At 40.2% G+C, this 18,392-nt stretch carries 18 protein-coding genes; 15 read left to right on the top strand and 3 right to left on the bottom strand.

From position 1 onward, the window contains the following. Positions 1–32: 32 nt before the first annotated feature. A complete protein-coding gene (locus AC5NT5_RS11400) occupies positions 33–491 on the bottom strand; it encodes a zinc ribbon-containing protein (protein WP_002958528.1) in 459 nt (152 codons plus the stop codon). A gap of 175 nt (positions 492–666) precedes the next feature. On the opposite strand from AC5NT5_RS11400, the gene leuS reads away from it, so the two are divergent. From leuS to lipA, 13 genes are all read left to right on the top strand, one after another. After that, complete coding sequence (gene leuS, locus AC5NT5_RS11405; protein WP_182673875.1) at positions 667–3,255, top strand: leucine--tRNA ligase; 2,589 nt, start codon at positions 667–669, stop codon at positions 3,253–3,255. Between the two features lies 1 nt (position 3,256). Continuing rightward, positions 3,257–3,748, top strand: coding sequence for an LPS-assembly lipoprotein LptE (locus AC5NT5_RS11410; protein WP_024594704.1), 492 nt, complete (start codon positions 3,257–3,259; stop codon positions 3,746–3,748). Next, on the top strand, positions 3,748–4,785 hold the full coding sequence (holA, locus tag AC5NT5_RS11415; protein ID WP_002958525.1) for a DNA polymerase III subunit delta: 1,038 nt from the start codon (positions 3,748–3,750) through the stop codon (positions 4,783–4,785). The genes AC5NT5_RS11410 and holA overlap by 1 nt, the downstream gene beginning before the upstream one ends. 17 nt (positions 4,786–4,802) lie before the next feature. Then, positions 4,803–5,438, top strand: coding sequence for a nicotinate-nucleotide adenylyltransferase (gene nadD, locus AC5NT5_RS11420; protein ID WP_182673876.1), 636 nt, complete (start codon positions 4,803–4,805; stop codon positions 5,436–5,438). Positions 5,439–5,493: 55 nt separating this feature from the next. Continuing rightward, entirely contained in the window at positions 5,494–5,811 is a 318-nt protein-coding gene (gene rsfS, locus AC5NT5_RS11425) for a ribosome silencing factor (protein ID WP_494514079.1), read from the top strand. Between the two features lie 37 nt (positions 5,812–5,848). Beyond that, entirely contained in the window at positions 5,849–6,319 is a 471-nt protein-coding gene (gene rlmH / locus AC5NT5_RS11430) for a 23S rRNA (pseudouridine(1915)-N(3))-methyltransferase RlmH (RefSeq protein WP_002958522.1), read from the top strand. A gap of 9 nt (positions 6,320–6,328) precedes the next feature. Continuing rightward, positions 6,329–8,197, top strand: a complete 1,869-nt coding sequence (gene mrdA / locus AC5NT5_RS11435) for a penicillin-binding protein 2 (RefSeq protein ID WP_182736027.1) — start codon at positions 6,329–6,331, stop codon at positions 8,195–8,197. Further along, positions 8,194–9,300, top strand: a complete 1,107-nt coding sequence (rodA, locus tag AC5NT5_RS11440) for a rod shape-determining protein RodA (RefSeq protein WP_182671323.1) — start codon at positions 8,194–8,196, stop codon at positions 9,298–9,300. The genes mrdA and rodA overlap by 4 nt, the downstream gene beginning before the upstream one ends. After that, positions 9,300–10,064 carry a septal ring lytic transglycosylase RlpA family protein gene (locus tag AC5NT5_RS11445; protein WP_182682065.1) on the top strand — a complete coding sequence of 255 codons (765 nt, stop codon included), beginning with the start codon at positions 9,300–9,302 and terminating at the stop codon, positions 10,062–10,064. Before rodA ends, AC5NT5_RS11445 begins: the two co-directional genes overlap by 1 nt. A gap of 53 nt (positions 10,065–10,117) precedes the next feature. Continuing rightward, positions 10,118–11,281, top strand: a complete 1,164-nt coding sequence (locus tag AC5NT5_RS11450) for a serine hydrolase (RefSeq protein ID WP_002958518.1) — start codon at positions 10,118–10,120, stop codon at positions 11,279–11,281. A gap of 174 nt (positions 11,282–11,455) precedes the next feature. Continuing rightward, on the top strand, positions 11,456–11,734 hold the full coding sequence (gene ybeD / locus AC5NT5_RS11455) for a DUF493 family protein YbeD (RefSeq protein WP_002958517.1): 279 nt from the start codon (positions 11,456–11,458) through the stop codon (positions 11,732–11,734). Between the two features lie 19 nt (positions 11,735–11,753). Then, positions 11,754–12,407 carry a lipoyl(octanoyl) transferase LipB gene (gene lipB / locus AC5NT5_RS11460; RefSeq protein ID WP_010554695.1) on the top strand — a complete coding sequence of 218 codons (654 nt, stop codon included), beginning with the start codon at positions 11,754–11,756 and terminating at the stop codon, positions 12,405–12,407. Further along, on the top strand, positions 12,404–13,369 hold the full coding sequence (lipA, locus tag AC5NT5_RS11465; protein ID WP_002958515.1) for a lipoyl synthase: 966 nt from the start codon (positions 12,404–12,406) through the stop codon (positions 13,367–13,369). Before lipB ends, lipA begins: the two co-directional genes overlap by 4 nt. Before the next feature lie 78 nt (positions 13,370–13,447). Here the strand turns inward: lipA and AC5NT5_RS11470 are convergent, their stop codons facing one another. Next, positions 13,448–14,734 (bottom strand): VCBS domain-containing protein, encoded by a 1,287-nt coding sequence (locus AC5NT5_RS11470; protein WP_188162039.1) that lies wholly within the window; start codon positions 14,732–14,734, stop codon positions 13,448–13,450. Between the two features lie 255 nt (positions 14,735–14,989). Between AC5NT5_RS11470 and AC5NT5_RS11475 the strand changes: the two genes are divergently transcribed. Continuing rightward, positions 14,990–15,229 (top strand): RNA recognition motif domain-containing protein, encoded by a 240-nt coding sequence (locus AC5NT5_RS11475; RefSeq protein ID WP_494514078.1) that lies wholly within the window; start codon positions 14,990–14,992, stop codon positions 15,227–15,229. Between the two features lie 404 nt (positions 15,230–15,633). Continuing rightward, the gene (locus AC5NT5_RS11480; RefSeq protein ID WP_494514077.1) at positions 15,634–17,253 is read left to right on the top strand and encodes a M28 family metallopeptidase; all 1,620 of its coding nucleotides are present in this window, start codon (positions 15,634–15,636) and stop codon (positions 17,251–17,253) included. Between the two features lie 38 nt (positions 17,254–17,291). Here the strand turns inward: AC5NT5_RS11480 and AC5NT5_RS11485 are convergent, their stop codons facing one another. Then, positions 17,292–18,239, bottom strand: a complete 948-nt coding sequence (locus tag AC5NT5_RS11485; RefSeq protein WP_024603579.1) for a PDC sensor domain-containing protein — start codon at positions 18,237–18,239, stop codon at positions 17,292–17,294. Positions 18,240–18,392: the final 153 nt, after the last annotated feature.

An 18,392-nucleotide genomic window follows, 5' to 3' on the forward strand; every position in this document is an offset into this window, starting at 1 on the left:
TTAAGTGGCCCGCAGCCACTTAATACTTATATTTAAGGGTGCAGCGCCTTACGACTAAAATAGATTCCATCACATTCAATACACGGTGTAATTTGTGTCGCGTGATAAACATCGTAACTATGAGTGCAATTCTTACATACTAATGTGCCCATGGCTATCCATTCGCCTGCGTGATACACACCATTGTGCTTAAAATCTTGACTAAGAGATTGCCACTCAAGCTGAGTTTTATCTTCTATGTGCGAAAGCTCAAACCATAATGATTCTTTAAGCTCTTGCCATGCAAGCGAATTATAGTGCGATTCGTTTTCTTGGACATGTTCTATATCGCGCTGTAAATAACTTTTATATAAAGCGTATCTTTCTTGCCCTAAATCTTTAAGTGCCTGCTCAGATTCAACAAATCGAGTAACTGCGTCTTTTACTTCATGATCTTTTACATCTTTTAGCCATTTGGTTAAATCGCCAAGCCATGCTTTATAATCTGCCATTTTTTACTCCTTCAAAATTGCTGTTAAATCACCCTATAACTTAGATAAGTATAGGTTAACCTGAACTGAAGGTTAGAATTTATCAAAACCGCGTTTTTGACGCTGTGAATAGCACTTTATTTGGGGTATCCTAATGGCAATTTTTTATTAGTTTGCAAGAAGTCTGGAACCATAGATGCAAGAGCAATATAACCCGCAAGATATAGAGTCAAAAGTACAAAGCTACTGGGAAGAAAACCAGGTATTTAAAGTCACTGAAGATGAGAGCAAAGAAAAGTATTATTGCCTTTCTATGTTTCCTTATCCGAGTGGTCGACTGCATATGGGTCATGTACGTAACTACACCATTGGTGATGTTGTTTCTCGTTTCCAGCGTCTGCAAGGCAAAAACGTAATGCAACCTATGGGTTGGGATGCGTTTGGTTTACCTGCAGAAAACGCTGCTATTAAAAACAAAACAGCTCCTGCTAAGTGGACATACGAAAATATTGATTACATGCGTAACCAACTTAAGCAATTAGGCTTTGGTTATGACTGGGATCGCGAAATTGCGACGTGTCATCCAGAATACTACAAGTGGGAGCAGTGGTTTTTCACTAAGCTTTACGAAAAAGGCTTAGTGTATAAAAAAATGTCGACGGTTAACTGGGATCCAGTGGATCAAACTGTACTTGCTAACGAGCAAGTAATAGATGGCCGCGGATGGCGCTCTGGTGCAGTGGTTGAGCAAAAAGAAATTCCACAGTGGTTTATTAAAATTACCGACTACGCACAAGAGCTACTTGACGATTTAGACAAGTTAGAAGACTGGCCAGAGCAAGTTAAAACAATGCAGCGCAACTGGATTGGCCGCTCTGAAGGGTGTGATATTGAATTTAAACGCACCGATAACGACGAAACTTTTAGCGTATATACAACTCGTCCAGACACCTTTATGGGTGTTACGTATGTTGCTGTTGCCGGTGGTCACCCTATTGCACAAGAAGCCGCTAAAAATAGCGATGCTGTTGCAATGTTTGTTGAAGAATGCAAAAACACCAAAGTTGCCGAAGCAGACATGGCAACAATGGAGAAAAAAGGCATAGCAACAGGCTTTTACGCAACTCACCCATTAACGGGCGAGCAAGTACCAATTTGGGTCGCTAACTTTGTATTAATGCATTACGGCTCAGGCGCTGTTATGGCGGTACCTGCACACGACCAACGCGATTTTGAATTTGCAACGGCTTACGGCCTAGATATTAAACAAGTAATTGCACCGGTTGAAGGCTCAGATCTTGAAGTAAACCTTGAGCAAGAAGCATTTACCGATAAAGGCGTACTTGTAAATTCAGGTGAATTTGATGGTCTTGATTTTGACGCCGCGTTTAAAGCCATTGCCGACAAGCTTGAAGCACTCGGTGTTGGGGAGCGTAAAGTAAACTTCCGTCTACGTGACTGGGGTGTGAGCCGTCAGCGTTATTGGGGCTCTCCAATCCCAATGCTTAGCGACGAAGAAGGCAAAGAACTTGCAGCAACAGAAGATATGCTACCAGTTCGCTTACCAGAAGATGTGGTAATGAATGGTGTAACGTCACCTCTTAAAGCAGACCCTGAATGGGCTAAAACAACAGTAAATGGCGCACCTGCGTTTCACGAAACTGACACGTTTGACACCTTTATGGAATCATCTTGGTACTACGCACGCTACTGTAGCCCACGCTACGACGAAGGCATGCTAGATCCAGCGGCTGCTAACTATTGGTTACCAGTAAACCAATACATTGGTGGTATTGAGCACGCTATTTTACACTTATTGTACTCGCGATTTTTCCATAAATTATTACGTGACTTTGGTTTAGTAAATTCAGACGAGCCGTTCGACCGCTTACTTTGTCAAGGTATGGTACTTGCTGAAACATTTTATCGTAAAGATGAAAAAGGCGGCGATGTATGGATTTCGCCAAGCGATGTAAATACCGAAACCGACGACAAAGGCCGCGTAACTAAAGCATGGCATAAAGAAGACGGTGAGCCGGTATTCTCATCAGGCATGAGTAAAATGTCTAAGTCTAAAAACAACGGTATAGACCCACAACAAGTAATTGCCCAATACGGTGCAGATACAGTGCGTTTATTTATGATGTTTACAGCACCACCAGAGCAAACGCTTGAATGGTCAGACTCAGGTGTTGAAGGCGCACATCGCTTCCTAAAACGTGTATGGAAATACGCAGTAGATGTTAAAACAGTAGGTTACCAAGCACTTGATAAATCAGCGCTCACTAACCCGCAAAAAGTACTACGTCGCGACTTACACAAAGCAATTGCTAAAGTGACTGATGATGTTGAACGTCGTCAAACCTTTAACACCGCTATTGCAGCCATTATGGAGCTTTCTAATAAGTTATTAAAAGCACCACTGAGCGACAAACAAGATGTAGCGATTGCTAACGAAGCACTTGAAGCATTAGTTATTATGCTTGCACCTATTACTCCGCATTTATCACATGAGCTTTGGAAAGAGCTTGGTAAAGAAGGCGAGATTTTAGATGCAGCATGGCCAAAAGTTGATGAGTCGGCACTTGTTGAAGACGAAAAGTTAATTATTGTCCAAGTAAACGGCAAGCTTCGCGCTAAGTTAACAGTGGCAGCTGATGCCACTCAAGAGCAAGTAGAAGCCCTTGCGTTTGCAGAATCTAACGTAACTAAATTTACGGATGGCGCAACTATTCGTAAAATCATTTACGTACCAGGTAAACTACTTAACGTGGTAGCTAACTAATATGGCTGCATTTAACGCCATTAAAAATGGACTAGCCTTAGTGCTAGTCTGTTTTTTGTTATCAAGCTGTGGCTTTCATTTAAAAAAAGCCTCTAGCTTGCCTGATAACTTAAAACAGCTAACACTTGTAGGCGATGATGAAAAATCGACTTTATTTACTGAGCTTAAAAAAGAGCTTAAAGCGAGTAACGTAGAGCTTGTATCGTCAGCTAAAGATAAAGCCCAATTGTATTTACGCAAAGAAAGTATTGAACGCCAAACACTTTCGCTGTTTCAAAATGGTCAGGTTGCTGAATACGAACTTGCTTATGGCGTGTCGTATGTAGTTAAACTCCCAGGCGAAAAAGCGATAGAAAAACGTTTTGAGCTTTATCGTAATTACCAAGACGATCCTGATCATGCATTAGCAAAAGCAAAAGAGCTTGAGCTACTCATTAGCGAGATTCGTGAGCAAGCCAGTCGTCGTATTGTTAGAGAGCTGTCGCAACTATAATGCGCTGCTACGCTAATCAACTACCGAGTGAATTAAATAAAGGGCTAAAGCCCTTTTATTTAGTATTTGGTGAAGAGCCTTTTCAAGAAGCGCAGTGCGTACAACAAATTCGCGACTGTGCTAAGCAACAAGGTTTTGATGAAGTAATTAAATTTACTTTAATGCAAGGATTCGATTGGCAAGAGATCATAGCCCAGTATCAGAGCATGTCGCTGTTTAGCGCCCGCACTATTATTGAGCTTGATTTAAACCAACAAAAGCCAGGCGTTATTGGCAGCAATACCTTTAAAAAAGTAGTTGAACTGGTTAATCCCGATACTATTTTAATTGTTAAAGGCGCTAAAGCCAGTCAAGAAGTACAACGTGGTGCGTGGTTTAAAGCCCTTGATAAACTAGGCGTGTTCGTACCTTGCTACCCACTTACGGGCTCTCATGTAAAACGATGGCTTGATGAGCAATGCCAACGTTTATCACTTAATATGCAAAGCGACGCCAAAGTAAGCTTAATAAATGCCACCGAAGGCAACTTATTAGCCTGTTTTCAGGAGCTTGAAAAGCTCTCGCTACTGCACGGCAATGCATTAATTACTCAGCAACTAGTTATGCAAGGGCTGTTAAATCAAGCCAAGTTTGATATTTTTGATTTAAGCGATGCACTATTAAATGGCCACGCTAAACAAGCTATAAAAGTACTAAACAAACTTGCCAGCGATAACACCGAAGTGGTGAGTATTTTGTGGGCTATAACCAAAGAGCTTAATACACTTATAAGTGTGCAACTTGGTTTATTAAATGGCGAACCTATAGCAAATTTATTTAAACAAAAAGCAATTTGGAAAAACCAACAAGGTCCAGTTCAAAACGCAATTAACCGTTTAAATATGCACACACTAGAACAAATAAACAGTGATGTTGCGTTGTTTGATGCCAGTTACAAACAAGGTAATTTAATTGCACCTTACCAAGCGCTTGCTCATATTTGTATTAAATTTTGCCAGCCGCTCAACATTCCTATGCCTTGCCACGCGGTTAATTAATAAATAATGGGTGTTAAATGATCGCAATTTTTGGTGGCACTTTCGACCCCGTCCATTTAGGCCATCTAAATATGGCGCAGCAATGCGTTAATGCGTTTAATTTAGATACGCTTTATTTTATGCCCTGTGCACTCCCTGCACATAAAGCAGCGCCGGGAATTAGTACGCAGCACCGTATTAATATGCTAAACGCAGCTATTGCACCTTATTCTCATTTTGAACTCGATTTAAGAGAGCTTAACCGAGCTGGTCCATCGTATTCGCTACTTAGTTTGCAAGAACTTCGTAAAGAGCACCCCACTACACCTATTTTGTTTTTAATTGGTATGGACTCGTTTAACAATCTCGATAAGTGGTTTGAGTGGAAGGCAATAACACAGCTTTGCCATATTGTGGTGTACCAGCGCCCAGCTCAACATTGCACTGTAAAAGGTGAGCTCAAAAGCTATATGCAACACGCAAATGCCGGCGAAGTCGCGGCACTTAAACACTCACTTGCAGGTAAACTTTATTTTTTACCGGGCGAAATGCTCGATGCGGCCTCAAGTACAATTCGCAAGCAGCTAAAAAAAAGTAATAAAAAGAATGAACTATTGCCCGATGCAGTGAGTCATTACATAGAAGTGCATCAGCTCTATCAAATTGATGCTTAAAAACTCCTAGCGTGTTAAAATGCGCGCCATTAAATTTTTAAATTGAGACAAAACCTTGGATTCAAAACAACTACTCGCCTTTGCTATGGACAAAATTGACGATATGAAAGCGCGTGACATCGTTCATATTGACGTAACTGAAACATCAGATATTACAGATTACATGGTAATTTGTTCTGGTACTTCTAAACGCCACGTACAGTCAATTGCCGATCACTTAGCAAAAGAAGCGCGTCATGCAGATTCAGAGCCACTAGGTTATGAAGGTGAAGGCGACGGCGAATGGGCACTGATTGATTTAGGTGATGTGGTTGTACACGTGATGCAAAACGAAGCACGTAGCTATTACGATCTAGAAAAACTGTGGGGCTAAACGCTCACTCATTTTAGACAATGCTTGGAAGTAATACGTGAAAATACAAATGATTGCTGTTGGTACTAAAATGCCAGCATGGGTAGAAACGGGATTTGCAGAATATCAGCGCCGTTTCCCTAAAGATATGGCGCTAGAGTTAATCGAAATTCCAGCCGGTAAACGTGGTAAAAATGCAGATATAAAGCGTATTTTACACATTGAAGGTGAAAAAACATTAGCGGCTATTCCAAAAGGCAATCGTATTGTAACGTTAGAGGTAACAGGGAAAGCACTGGATACTCACCAACTTGCTAAAAATATGGAAAAATGGCAACTCGATGGCCGCGATGTAAGTTTACTTATTGGCGGACCTGAAGGACTTGCTCCAGAGTGTATTGCAGCGTCTGAGCAAAAATGGTCGTTATCTAATTTAACATTGCCGCATCCTTTGGTGCGTATAATTGTTGCAGAGAGCCTTTACCGAGGCTGGAGCTTAAATAACAACCATCCTTATCATCGCGAGTAACCCCTTGCCATGCTAAAACATAGACCCACTATTCGTGACCACTCCGCAGAAGCAAACTTATTTGCTAGGCGAGCATTCGTGGGTTTTGTTTTTGTATTAGGATTAGTCGCAGTATTGCTTTCTAATCTTTATACTATTCAGGTCGAAGATCACCAAGACTACCAAACCCGCTCCAACGATAACCGCATTAAAGTTATTCCTATTGCACCCAACCGTGGTTTAATTTACGACCGTAACGGTGTGCTACTTGCAGAAAACAAACCTGTTTACAATCTTGAGGTCATCCCCGAAGAGGTAGACGACCTTGACGAATCGCTTGATCAAATAAGTAAAATAATTGCGATTACAGAGCAAGACAAACAAGACTTTTTAAAAGATATAAGACACACCCGTCGTTTTAAATCACAAGTATTAAAAGCCCGCTTAGACGAAACAGAAGTGGCGAAGTTTTCGGTTAATCAACATAAATTCCCTGGTTTTAGCATTGAGGCACGCCTTGCACGCTACTACCCATTTGGCGACACACTAACGCATGCGCTCGGTTACGTTGCCAAGCTTAATAGAAAAGAGCTAAACCAATTAGAACAAGAAGACCGTGCAACCAATTACCGCGCCACACATGATATTGGCAAACTCGGCATAGAAAAATATTACGAAGAAACACTGCACGGTAAAGTAGGCTCACAACGGGTAGAAGTTAATAACCGTGGCCGTGTAATACGCACCCTGAGCATGACCCAACCGCAACCTGGTAGCGACTTAGTACTTACTTTAGACGTGGGCTTGCAACAAATAGCACAACATGCGCTTAAAGATATGCGTGGCGCTGTTGTAGTTATGGACGCCAAAGATGGCGGCGTGCTGGCACTTTATTCAAACCCAAGTTACGATCCAAACTTATTTGTACACGGCATTAGCAGCAAAAATTATAAAGCGCTGCTTAACCAAGACCGACCATTAATAAACCGTACTACGCAAGGTCGTTATGCGCCGGCCTCTACTGTAAAGCCTTTAATGGCAGTATTAGCGCTTGAAGAAAATATAGTAAATGAGTCAACATCAATGTGGGATCCTGGCTTTTTTCAAATTCCAAATGTTGAACATAAATGGCGAGATTGGAAACGTTGGGGCCATGGTCATGTAGATGTATATAAAGCGATTGAAGAGTCGTGTGATACCTATTTTTACGATGCGGCTTATCGATTAGGCATTACTAAAATAAGCGATTTTATGGCCCGTTTTGGCTACGGTGATTTGTCAGGTATTGATATTCACGAAGAAACTACTGCTATTCTACCTTCAAAAGAATGGAAAGAAGGACGCTTTAAAGAGTCTTGGTGGCGCGGTGATACTATTTCGGTAGGCATTGGCCAAGGTTACTGGACTGCCACACCTATTCAAATTGCAAATGCAACTAACATATTAGTTAATCGTGGTATTAATCATCCCCCTCATTTGGTGCAAGTGATAAAAAAAGATAACGACATAACGCAAATTAACAACGAAGAAAAACCCCCTGTTATTTTAAAAGATCCGCGCCATTGGCAGGTATCGTTAGATGCAATGCATAATACAGTACAAAAAATATCAGGCACAGCCCACAAAGCATTTAAAGGGACTAACTACGACTCGGCTGGTAAAACCGGTACCGCGCAAGTAGTTAGTATTGCCCAAGGTGAACGCTACGATGCAGAATCTCTTAAAGAGCGCCAACGCGATAATACAATTTATGTAGGCTTTGCACCTTATAGCGATCCTAAAATTGTGGTTTCTGTTGTGTTAGAAAACAACCACGGCGGCATTCAAATAGCTCGCCAACTTATGGATTACTACTTTGCAGCCAATCCTGTTAATCTTGCAAGGAACGAGACACCATGACCGCTTTGCACGATAAACGCTCTATTTGGATGCGTATGCACCTAGACCTACCGCTGCTTATTGCACTACTTATAATGATGGCTGGCAGCATAATGGTTGTTTACAGCGCAAGCGGGCAAGAGTCTTCTATGATGATTAGGCACATGACCCGTATGGGCGGTGCGGTTGTTGCTATGATTGTTTTAGCCCAGTTTTCGCCTGCCACGTTAAAGCGGTTAGTGATCCCACTTTATTGTGTTGGGTTATTAATGCTAGTCGGTGTACTTTTATTTGGTGTAAGCTCAAAAGGCGCGCAGCGTTGGCTCAATTTAGGGGTGACACGATTTCAACCTGCAGAATTAATGAAGTTGGCTGTCCCGATGATGGTAGCTTGGTATATAGGTAGAAACCACTTACCACCTCGCCCGCTACATTTAATTATTGGTTTTATGATTGTAATGCTCCCTACATTATTAATTAAAGAACAACCCGACTTAGGTACCGCTATACTTATTGCAAGCTCAGGTATATTTGTATTATTTTTGTCTGGGTTGAGTTGGCGTTTAATAGGCTTTTTAAGCTCGATTGTAGCGCTTGCTGCATGGCCATTTTGGCACTACGGTATGCACGATTATCAAAAACAACGTGTACTCACCTTTTTAGATCCTGAGAGCGATCCGCTTGGTTCGGGTTATCATATTATTCAATCGAAAATTGCTATTGGATCAGGCGGCATAGAAGGTAAAGGCTGGTTGCTTGGTACACAATCGCAATTAGAGTTTTTGCCAGAGCGCCACACCGACTTTATATTTTCGGTTTTAAGCGAAGAATTTGGCTTATTCGGCGTATGTGTTTTACTTAGCCTGTACTTATTTATTATTGGTCGTGGTTTATACATTGCTGTTAATGCACAAGATGCATTTGGTAAATTGCTCGCAGGCGCACTCACCCTCACCTTTTTTGTATATGTATTCGTAAACATAGGCATGGTATCGGGTTTATTACCTGTTGTAGGCGTACCTTTACCACTGATTAGTTATGGTGGTACATCGATGGTGACGTTAATGGCAGGATTTGGCATTATTATGTCAATCGCGACAGATAAAAGGATGCTTTTAAAATAATGCGACACACAAATCAGCTTATATTTACCACGTTATTAATTTTGCTTTTAAGTGCTTGTAGTAGCGGTTCTAGTAGCCGTTATAGTATGCGTCATGATGCAGCGCCATTAAGAGCCCCAACTACACTTGAGATGCAAGACGCTATAGTTACTGAAACCACTAAAAGCGCTAGCGCTAGCCGCCCATACACAGTGCTTGGTAAAAGCTATTCGCCCATGCTTGATGAGACGGGTTATAGTGAGGAAGGCATTGCCTCTTGGTATGGTCGTAAATTTCATGGTTATCACACCTCAAATGGTGAAACGTATGATATGTTTGCGATGACCGCAGCGCATAAAACGCTCCCCCTACCTAGCTTTGTTAGAGTAACCAATACAGCAAATGGTAAGTCGGTAATAGTACGCGTGAACGACCGTGGCCCGTTTCATGACGATAGAATAATTGATCTTTCGTACGCAGCCGCTTATAAGCTTGGCTACTACACCCATGGTACAGCAAAGGTTAAGCTAGAGGCCGTTACGCTTGCGGGGGCAACTGCGCGTCAAACCTATATTCAGGTAGCTGCAGGTAGTACACTTGCTAATATTGAAGCACTTGCCAGCACATTGCGAGAGCAATACAAATTACCAACAAATATTGTGCAAAAAGACGATATTTACAGACTGCATTTAGGGCCAATAAAAGATACCCCTCATGCAAACGAAGTATTAAAAAAATTAAAAGAAAATCAATTTCAAAACGCGTTCTTGCTTTACACTCAGTAAGGCCTTTAGAATGGCGTAACGCGAATCTTTAACTTTAACCATTAATGAGTATGATGAAATCTATTAAACATAAAATCCTCAAAGGTGTATGCGGCCTAGTTTGTACAGCCGCCGTATTCTCAGCCAGCGCCCAAATTATTCCGGCACCACCTCAAGTTAATGCGAAAGGTTATTTTTTAGTCGACTTTACAACAGGTAAAGTTATTGCTGAAGGTGAAGCCGATACACAGCTAGCACCTGCAAGTTTAACTAAAATGATGACCAGTTATGTAATTGGTACTGAAATTAAAGCAGGTAATATTGCCACTACCGATATGGTAACGGTAAGCGAAAAAGCATGGGCTAAAAACTTTCCAGAATCTTCAAAGATGTTTATTGAAGTAGGTAAACAAATTAGTGTTGATGAGCTTAACCACGGTATTATTATTCAATCAGGTAATGATGCATGTGTAGCAATGGCTGAGCATATTGCTGGAAGCGAAAGTGCATTTGCTGATTTAATGAATGCCCATGCTGCTAAATTAGGTATGAGCAACAGTCACTTTATCAACAGCCACGGCCTTGATACTGACGAGCACTTCACAACTCCACGCGATATGGCGACACTTGGTGCTGCTCTTATTCGTGATGTGCCAGATGAATATGCACTTTATAAGCAAAAATCGTTTACTTACAACGGCATTAAGCAATATAACCGTAACTCATTATTATGGGATGAAAGCTTAGATGTTGACGGCATTAAAACAGGGCATACATCAGAAGCTGGTTACAGCCTAGTTACCTCAGCAACTAAAAACGATATGCGTTTAATTGCTGTTGTTATGGGTACCTCAAGCGAACGAGCTCGTAAAGTAGAAAGTAAAAAGCTACTTAACTATGGTTTTCGTTTTTATGAAACAATTACTCCGTACAAAGCAGGCGATAGCTTTGCAGAACAACGTATTTGGATGGGTAACAAAGAGAACGTATCTTTAGGTATTTTAGAAGATACACCAATTACTATCCCACGTGGTCAGCATAAAAACCTTAAAGCTAACTTTGAGCTAGATAATACGCTTGAAGCACCACTTGCTAAAGGTACTAAAGTAGGTACGTTATTCTTACAACTAGAGGGCGAAGATATTGCTCAATACCCACTAGTTACACTTGAAGAAGTGGAAGAAGGCAGCTTCTTTAGCAAAATTTATGATTACTTACGCTTACAGATCATGCAGTAATTTATATCTCCCCTATTAACTAGGTAACTAATTTAAACGTCTCCACTGTGAGGCGTTTTTTTTTGCTTGAAAAATGTTAGAATGCGCCCCATATAAGCAAGACTGCTAATTGCCTATCTGTATTAAGCTTCAAGCTTGCATAGAGTCCACACTTTTGTATGAGGAGTCACCGTCGTGGTTCAACCTGTTAAAGATACTAAATTTGATGAGTACCTAGAGTACCCTTGCCCATTTACATTCAGAATAATGGGTTTAGCTAACGTAAACTTAACTGATCAAATTTTAGCTAAGTTACAACCAATAGCACCTGGCGATTACGCCCCTAAAGTAAAACCAAGCAGCAAAGGTAATTACGAGTCAGTAAGCCTTGTAGCAACAGTTACTAGTGGCAAACACATTGAAGAAATTTACAACGTGATCAGCAATATTGATGACGTACGCCACATGCTTTAATCCATAGTTGAGATTTGTTGTGAACGAAAACACTTTGATCGTACGCCAACTGGGTCGTCAGCGGTATATGCCAATTTGGCAAAAAATGCAGGACTTTACCGACACCCGTGATGAAAATACGCCAGATGAAATTTGGCTTGTAGAGCACGAGAGTGTATTCACCCAAGGTCAGGCTGGTAAGGACGAACACTTACTAGCTCCTGGCGACATTGAGGTGATTAAAGTTGACCGTGGCGGGCAAGTAACTTACCACGGCCCTGGCCAGCAAATGATGTATGTATTATTTAATCTACGTCGTTTAAAGATTGGTGTACGTGAACTGGTTACTTGGCTTGAAGAGTGCATTATTGAATCACTCGCCGAGTATGGTATTGAAGCTTATGCTAAAGCTGATGCACCAGGTGTATACGTTAATGACAGTAAAATTGCATCCCTTGGTTTAAGGGTTCGTCGAGGTTGCTCGTTTCATGGCTTAGCATTAAATGTTAACATGGACCTAAGTCCATTTTTACGCATTAACCCATGTGGTTATGCGGGCATGAATATGGTGCAAACTAAAGAATTAGATGGTCCTCAAAACCTAGAAAGTGCGGGTGAAGGATTGGTGAAACACATGATCAAGAAGCTTAATGCAACACAGGTTAAGCATACTGAAGGGTTTGAAAACGAATGAATAAACCAGTCAAAATGGAACCAGGTGTAAAACTACGCGACGCAGAAAAAATGGCGTTGATCCCAGTAAAAGTTTTACCTACAGAAAAAACTGAAATGTTGCGTAAGCCAGAATGGTTAAAAATTCGCTTACCTAAATCAACCGATCGTATTGACGGTATTAAAAAAGCGCTACGTAAGCATGGCTTACACTCGGTATGTGAAGAAGCTTCGTGCCCTAACCTATCTGAATGTTTTAACCACGGTACAGCTACCTTTATGATTTTAGGTGCAATTTGTACTCGTCGTTGCCCATTTTGTGATGTTGCACATGGTCGCCCATTAAAACCTGATGCCACTGAACCTGAAAAGCTAGCACTTACTATTAAAGATATGAAGCTAAGCTACGTTGTAATCACTTCAGTTGATCGTGATGATTTACGTGATGGTGGTGCACAGCATTTTGCCGATTGTATTCGCGAGATTCGTAAACATAATCCAACTATTACTATCGAAATTTTAGTACCTGATTTTCGTGGTCGTATGGACCGCGCACTAGAGATATTAATCGAGACGCCACCAGATGTGTTTAACCACAATCTTGAAACTGCGCCACGTTTATACAAACTAGCTCGTCCAGGTGCTGACTATAAATGGTCATTAGAGTTACTTCGTCGCTTTAAAGAAGCTCACCCAGAAGTAAAAACTAAATCAGGTTTAATGGTTGGTTTAGGTGAAGAAATTAGCGAAATTGAAGAAGTGCTTCGCGATTTACGTGCTCACAACGTTGACATGCTAACTGTAGGCCAATACCTACAACCTTCTAAGCATCACTTACCGGTTAAGCGCTACGTGCCACCAGTAGAGTTTGACGGCTTAAAAGCGTATGCAGACGAAATTGGCTTTACTCACGCGGCTTCTGGCCCGTTTGTACGTTCAAGCTACCATGCTGATCAACAAGCAGCGGGTAAAGAAGTGAAGTAATCACTTTCTCAAAAAATTAAAAAAGCCGTTAATGATGCATAATCATTAACGGCTTTTTCATGCTAATTGATAAAATAGCTACTGCGCTATCTTACCTTTTGTAATAGAAAAATCAGCAAACCTAACACGTTCTTCATCAGCGCGAAGGCTGTCGGTTTCAACAATTGAGCGGTATATTCCCCACTTAGGACGAGCAAAATCAGCATCACTAAAGCCGCGCCACATATCTATGTTTTGCTCGCTTATATTAAATATCTCTGCATTATCGCTTAAGCGCGTTAACGTCATATCAAACTTGCCATTTTCACTAAATGTAGCTTGTACAAATACCTCGACCCATTCATCTGTAATGAGTGACCAGTCGGTTTCAATGAGGTTTTTATCAAGCCCTGTGCTGATACCGTTTTCGTCAAAGCCTGCACTATATCGCACTTGCAGCTGGTTACCTGTACTATTTTTTTGCGCACCCGAGAGCGTAATAATAGGCTGATCGTCATTACCATTGGTGTTGTCGTTACTTTCGTTACGGGCTTTTATTTGAAAAAAATGGCTAAACTTACTCGTAAGCTCAAGCTCGCTGCTTACTTTAAATTTCCAGCTATATTGAAATGTCTCACCCTCAAACGCCAGTGTTTCTTGTGGTGATTTATCGTAGGTTTTTATTTCGTTACGTTGTCTATCACTTACGCCTTTGTCTTTATCTTGGTCATCATCTCGGTGAGCTAAAAAGACAAAATGGTTACCAATTATCGTATCGGTATCTTCAATAATATGGACAACACTTTCATGATTGCCACCATATAAGTCTGGAGATTCAATTGACCCTTCGCCGAAGGTATTTTCAATAAGCGTGTATGCGCCAAGCCCCGAATTAACGCCATCTGATCGCAATAAAACGTGTGATATTTTCTCAAAGCCATCAGCTTGAGCTATTGGTGCACCTACAATTGTTATGATAATTTGTGCGCTGGTACCATCTACAGAGTTTACTGTTATTGTATCTTGTAGTGTTTCACTTTCACTTAAAGATGTTATTGAAGCGTTTAAATCGTCAAGTGTGTATGACCAATCTCCACCAGCATTTAAGCTAAAAAAACCATAGCTTGTAGCGCTATTTTCTTGTGCTACAAAAGCAGCTTCACCTGATTGTTGATCCGTAATAGTTAACGAGCCTGTTATTGCATCATTACTATCGCTAATAACTTCACCTAGAGTGTTACCAGCAATTGTTGCAGGAGTTTGTGAAGAAATCGCTTCATTATTTTGCACCGTAGGATCAGAGCCTGAGCTGCCACAACCAGTAACTAAACAAGATAGAAGTATAGCTGTAACTGTATTACAGGGTTTTAGGGTATATTTAGACATGAGTAGTTCTGCGGTTAATAGTAAGTTAATTAAATATGAATTTACCAATTTATTGTACAAATAACCACAATTCAATTACCAATTAACATTACCAATTTACTGATATTTTAAATTTAATTATAAAATCTATTATTTTCATAGTGATACAAAAAATTATTTCTATAGAGTGTTTATTTATATTTGTTTTAAAATAAAATTAGGTTAAACCTGAGTTACTTGAGATAATTAATACTGACATAATTATTTAGGTTCATTATGAAACTATTAGTTCGTAACTTGTCTCGTGCTACCACTGAGCATGAGCTTCGTACTTTATTTTCAGAGCACGGTAAAGTGACTACCTGTAACTTGGTACTTGATAAAGAAACTGGCCAATCTAAAGGTTTTGCCTTTGTAGAAATGCCAAACGACATAGAAAGTAAAAGCGCAATTACTGCACTTAACCAATCTACTGTTGATAAAAGTAAGATCCGCGTAAAACTTGCAGACGCATAAAGCTAGCTGCAACCTATGCAAAAAAACCAGCTAATGCTGGTTTTTTGCTTTTAGTGCCAAGTATTAAGTATTGTATTTAAGCTTTATATTTAGCTAAAAAAACTAAGCGGTTATTAAACCGCTTTTTTATACTTATAGTGCCCAGTATTATAAAAGAAGCAGACAGCACAAAAAATGTCTCCTGCTCAGCTAATATTGCAGCAGCAAAAAATGCAATGCCACTAGCTATAAATAAATACCCACTTTTTTTACATTGGCCCATTATATGCTCCTTTAGGTTGTTCGTTATTTATACACTTTATAAAATCAATCTGCAATTGAATGAAAAGTTCTCTATAAAAATTCGACATCGCTGCGGTGCTTCCTTTATATTGAAAGCCTAATTAAATAACAATATGAAGACTATGGCATCTACTCTTTTAAAAAGCGCTAGCCTGAGCTTGCTAGTTGCACTCTTTGGCTGCTCAGAGCCTGCAAGCGAACAAACTCCATTAGAAAATACAGCAGGTGTAAGCCTTAGCAATATTAAACAGCATATTAAAACGCTAGCCTCTGATGACTTTGAAGGCCGAGGCCCGCTTACTCATGGTGAAGTAAAAACCGTAGGCTACTTAAGCGAGCAATATAAAGCGCTGGGTTTAACCGGTGCTTATAAAGGTAAATACTTACAGCCTGTAAAAATGGCAATGGTGACAGCTAATCAGGATATGCAGTTGAAGGTAGGTGATTTAAGCTTTGAATCAGGTAAAGACTTTACCGCACGTACCGAGCAACTTCAGCCATTAATTGATGTACGCAATTCTGACGTTGTATTTGTTGGCTATGGTATTAATGCACCAGAATATAACTGGAATGACTATAAAAATATCGATGTAACTGGTAAAACTGTGGTTGTGCTAGTTAACGATCCAGGCTTTGCTACTCAAAACGACGCCCTTTTTACTGGTAATGCAATGACCTACTACGGTCGTTGGACTTATAAATATGAAGAAGCCGCTCGCCAAGGTGCAAAGGCTGTATTTATTGTTCATGAAACAGCACCTGCGGCATATCCTTGGGGCGTAGTTGAAAGTTCAAACACCGGCACTAAATACACGTTAATGGATAACAATTTAAACGCGTCTAAATTACCGGTTATGGGCTGGCTAACACTTGATGCGACTGAGAAAATGTTTAACGCCGCAAAGCTTAACTATCAAGATTTAAAACAAGCAGCATTAAATAATGACTTTAAAGCGACGCCATTTAACTTAAAAGCAAACCTTGCCTTTAAAAACGAAGTATCACATGCCAAATCGCATAACGTAGTTGCACAAATTACAGGTAGCGAATCACCTGACGAATACGTTGTTATCAGCGCTCACTGGGACCACTTTGGTACTAAACAAACTGATACTGGCCCTAAGATTTATAATGGCGCAGTAGATAACGCTTCAGGCACTGCAGCCACGCTTGAAATAGCACGTATAATGAGCGAAATGAACAAGCAAAAACCATTTAAACGCTCAATTATTTTTGCTAACTTTACAGCAGAAGAAACAGGGTTAATTGGTTCTGAAGAGTTTGCATCGGGTGCGGTTGTACCTACAAAACACATGGTCGGTTTATTAAATATTGATGGCATGAACGTGCTTGATGGCACTGACTACATTTTACAATACGGTAAAGATTTATCGACAATGGAAAACTATTTAGTAAAGGCTGCAAAATCACAAGGCCGTGTTGTTAAAATGGATCCTCGCCCGCAAAATGGCTTATTTTTTAGATCTGATCATTTCTCGCTTTCTAAGCAAGGCGTGCCTAGTTTATTATTTATGAGTCTGGGCGATACCGACCCTGAGTACATTGCGCATAAATACCATAAAGAAGCAGACGACTACTCAGCTGATTGGTCGTTAGGTGGTGTTAAGCAAGATATAGATCTTATTGTTGATATAGCCACACAGCTTGCAAATAATGGCGATTGGCCAAAGTGGACGAGCGAGTCTGACTTTAAAGCCAAACGCGCGCAAGATAAGCAATAAATAGCTATTTAATAGAGTTATGTAATATAAAAATCCTCCTACTTGGAGGATTTTTGTTTTAAACGAGCGCGCATTAATAGCGTTTCGGCCTTTGCCCCTAAATAAACATAAATAGCCAGTGCAATTAAAAGCCCCACTACTGCAAGCATCATCGCTATTGCAGGCATTAAATACTCCGATTGCCCCAACGCCGCTTTAAACATAGTTAACAGCGCCTCAATTGATATAGCAATTAACACGGTAGATATAAACCGTGTAATAGTGCGCCGCGTAGATGAGTGCCTAAAAATATCCTTATGCATAAGGATTTCTTCTTCGAGTATTGTTTTACCTAAATCGAATACTGCTAATGCTAGGGTGATGTAAATAATGATACTAAAGGGTTCAAGTGGATCTGATGAGGTATCTACATGGGTTAATAGCGCGTATATATCACTAAAAACGATATTCAGTAAAAATAATACTAAGCAAAATAAGCACGCCACAATAATACCGTAACCCGCTTTAAAGTAAGGCGACATATTAGCGCGCGCAGTATCACCCATTACAAACTCAATAAGCTGCGTTAAGCTCACATCGACGACCAAGTAATGCTGATTATTAATTGGTTTTTTTAGCTCTTTAATCGCCGATATACATAAATGGTTAGTCGCTATAGAAATATAGGGATCAGTAAAGCACACTTTATCACTTGCTTTAGCGTTCAAAAAATAGGGTCGCTCGCTTAAATCCTGTTGATTACCACTTTCACCTAATTTTTTGCTATATGCGCGTTTAAAGCAGACATTATTACCCTGCTGCAAACCTTCTGCATTCAAACAATATTGTAATTCTAAAAATGGGTACTGCTTAATCAGATAGCGGGTATCACGCTCTTTAGTTAATCCGTCCTCAATACTCATTAAAATAGATTCAAGTAAACTGTGTATTACATGCTCATATTCGTGGTAGCGCTCAACACTACTGATATAACTCATTCGCGCCATTTTAAATACTCATTAACCTAAGTTATAAATAGATTTGCAAGTTTAAAACCAACAATAAAATAACTTAATAATCAGTAACTTGACACTATTCAAACTCAAGTTTTGCACTACTTTGGTGACTAAAAAGTAATATATTAAATTAAATGCACAAAA

It is taken from the genome of Pseudoalteromonas sp. J2K-J599 (assembly GCF_059295115.2).

Excerpts from the sequence above, each read along its gene's own strand:
- AC5NT5_RS11400 (WP_002958528.1), bottom strand. The coding sequence starts at position 491 with ATGGCAGATTATAAAGCATGGCTTGGCGATTTAACCAAATGGCTAAAA.
- leuS (WP_182673875.1), top strand. The coding sequence starts at position 667 with ATGCAAGAGCAATATAACCCGCAAGATATAGAGTCAAAAGTACAAAGC.
- AC5NT5_RS11410 (WP_024594704.1), top strand. The coding sequence starts at position 3,257 with ATGGCTGCATTTAACGCCATTAAAAATGGACTAGCCTTAGTGCTAGTC.
- holA (WP_002958525.1), top strand. The coding sequence starts at position 3,748 with ATGCGCTGCTACGCTAATCAACTACCGAGTGAATTAAATAAAGGGCTA.
- nadD (WP_182673876.1), top strand. The coding sequence starts at position 4,803 with ATGATCGCAATTTTTGGTGGCACTTTCGACCCCGTCCATTTAGGCCAT.
- mrdA (WP_182736027.1), top strand. The coding sequence starts at position 6,329 with ATGCTAAAACATAGACCCACTATTCGTGACCACTCCGCAGAAGCAAAC.
- rodA (WP_182671323.1), top strand. The coding sequence starts at position 8,194 with ATGACCGCTTTGCACGATAAACGCTCTATTTGGATGCGTATGCACCTA.
- AC5NT5_RS11445 (WP_182682065.1), top strand. The coding sequence starts at position 9,300 with ATGCGACACACAAATCAGCTTATATTTACCACGTTATTAATTTTGCTT.
- AC5NT5_RS11450 (WP_002958518.1), top strand. The coding sequence starts at position 10,118 with ATGAAATCTATTAAACATAAAATCCTCAAAGGTGTATGCGGCCTAGTT.
- lipA (WP_002958515.1), top strand. The coding sequence starts at position 12,404 with ATGAATAAACCAGTCAAAATGGAACCAGGTGTAAAACTACGCGACGCA.
- AC5NT5_RS11470 (WP_188162039.1), bottom strand. The coding sequence starts at position 14,734 with ATGTCTAAATATACCCTAAAACCCTGTAATACAGTTACAGCTATACTT.
- AC5NT5_RS11475 (WP_494514078.1), top strand. The coding sequence starts at position 14,990 with ATGAAACTATTAGTTCGTAACTTGTCTCGTGCTACCACTGAGCATGAG.
- AC5NT5_RS11480 (WP_494514077.1), top strand. The coding sequence starts at position 15,634 with ATGGCATCTACTCTTTTAAAAAGCGCTAGCCTGAGCTTGCTAGTTGCA.
- AC5NT5_RS11485 (WP_024603579.1), bottom strand. The coding sequence starts at position 18,239 with ATGGCGCGAATGAGTTATATCAGTAGTGTTGAGCGCTACCACGAATAT.